2 protein-coding genes are annotated in these 1681 nt (G+C 31.6%); both read left to right on the top strand.

Annotated elements, in window-relative coordinates; genetic code table 11:
- Positions 1 to 825: IMP dehydrogenase (locus Q0370_RS08930; RefSeq protein ID WP_299574830.1), on the top strand; the 825-nt coding region annotated here is incomplete at its 5' end.
- Positions 826 to 877: 52 nt separating this feature from the next.
- Entirely contained in the window at positions 878 to 1465 is a 588-nt protein-coding gene (locus tag Q0370_RS08925; protein WP_299574827.1) for a viral A-type inclusion protein, read from the top strand.
- Positions 1466 to 1681: the final 216 nt, after the last annotated feature.

The following is a 1681-nucleotide window of genomic DNA, read 5'->3' as shown; positions in this document are numbered from 1 at the left end:
GGAAGACTTAGAGTTGGAGCAGGAGTTGGAATTGGAACTGATACTTTGAGAAGAGTAACTGCGTTGGTTGATGCTGGAGTTGATATTATTGCAATTGATTCAGCTCATGGACATTCAATTGGAGTTATTAATAAAATAAAGGAAATCAGGGCAGCTTTTCCTGACTTAGACATTATTGGTGGAAATATTGTAACTCCAGAAGCTGCGCTTGACTTGATTAAAGCTGGGGTAAATGCAGTAAAAGTCGGAGTTGGGCCTGGATCTATCTGTACAACAAGAGTTGTATCAGGAGTTGGAGTTCCACAAATAACAGCTGTTATGAATATTGCAGAAGTTTGTAAGGATAAAGGAATCGGAGTTATTGCTGACGGTGGAATTAAATTGTCTGGAGATGTTGTAAAAGCAATTGCGGCTGGAGCAGACTGCGTAATGCTTGGAGGAATGCTTGCGGGAACTGATGAAGCGCCTGGAGAAGAAATTCTTTATAACGGTAGAAAATTTAAAACTTATGCTGGAATGGGATCACTTGCGGCAATGAAGAGGGGAAGCAGTGATAGATATTTTCAGCTTGAGGCAGCAACTGAAAAATTAGTTCCAGAAGGAATTGAATCAATGGTTCCATATAAAGGTGCATTAAAGGATACAGTTTACCAAATTTGCGGTGGACTTCGTTCTGGAATGGGATACTGTGGAACTGGTACAATTAAGGAATTAAAAGAAAATGGAAAATTTGTAAAAATAACAGGAGCAGGACTTAAAGAAAGCCATCCTCATGATGTTATAATTACAAAGGAAGCGCCAAACTACAATAATTCAAATAACTAGAAAATGTCTAAAAAATTTAAAAATTGAATTATGAATTAATGAAAGGATGAGAATGAATAAAGTAAAGAAAATAGCACTTTTATTTACATTGGTAATGGGAATAAGCGTTTTATCCTATTCCTATGAGGACTATTATGAAAAAATCTATAGTGTAAAAATTTCTAAAAGTGATTTGTTTAAAGCTATACATGCTAATAAAAATCAGCAAATAAAGTTATCAAAAATATTTGACGAATATCAAAAAAAAGCTGAAGGAGTAGAAAAAGAATTGATCCAATTCGACAAGAAAAAAATAAAAATTGGAAAAATAGAACAGGAAAGATACAGAGCAATTGCAAAAATTTTGACAAATGAGCAGTTTGAAGCTTACAATTCCTATATAAACTCTCAAAAGGCATTATTTGATGAAAAAATTGATAAAGTCAAAAATTTTGTTGATAGTATTAATTTGACAAATGAGCAAAAATCACGTATTTTAAAATACGAACGGGACTTTAAACGTGAAGTTGATAAATTGAAAGATCAAAGATTAACAGAAGAAAACTTCATTGCAAAATATAATGAATTAAAGCAGGAAAGAAACGAAAAAATGCGAACAGTTCTGCTTGATGACCAGGTAAAATTGATAGAAAGTTTTTAGAGTATTGACAAAAGTTATAAAAAAATGTTAGAATATTATGATTAATCACACTTTGTATTATTTAAGGATAGGGTGTTGGAATTTTAAAATTTATTTGAAATTCTGCATTTAAGATTCCGTTTGAAATTTTATATTTAAAAATCTACTTGAAATTTTGTTTTAAGATTTTATCGTGCCACGCTTTAAATTTTGCTATTAAATTTGCCGTTAAATTTA

This window comes from uncultured Leptotrichia sp. (assembly GCF_938036635.1).
Taxonomy (GTDB): domain Bacteria; phylum Fusobacteriota; class Fusobacteriia; order Fusobacteriales; family Leptotrichiaceae; genus Leptotrichia; species Leptotrichia hongkongensis.
Note: the sequence above shows the minus strand (reverse complement) of the source record. Positions and strands in the feature narration are given on the sequence as shown.

Excerpts from the sequence above, each read along its gene's own strand:
- Q0370_RS08925 (WP_299574827.1), top strand. The coding sequence starts at position 878 with ATGAATAAAGTAAAGAAAATAGCACTTTTATTTACATTGGTAATGGGA.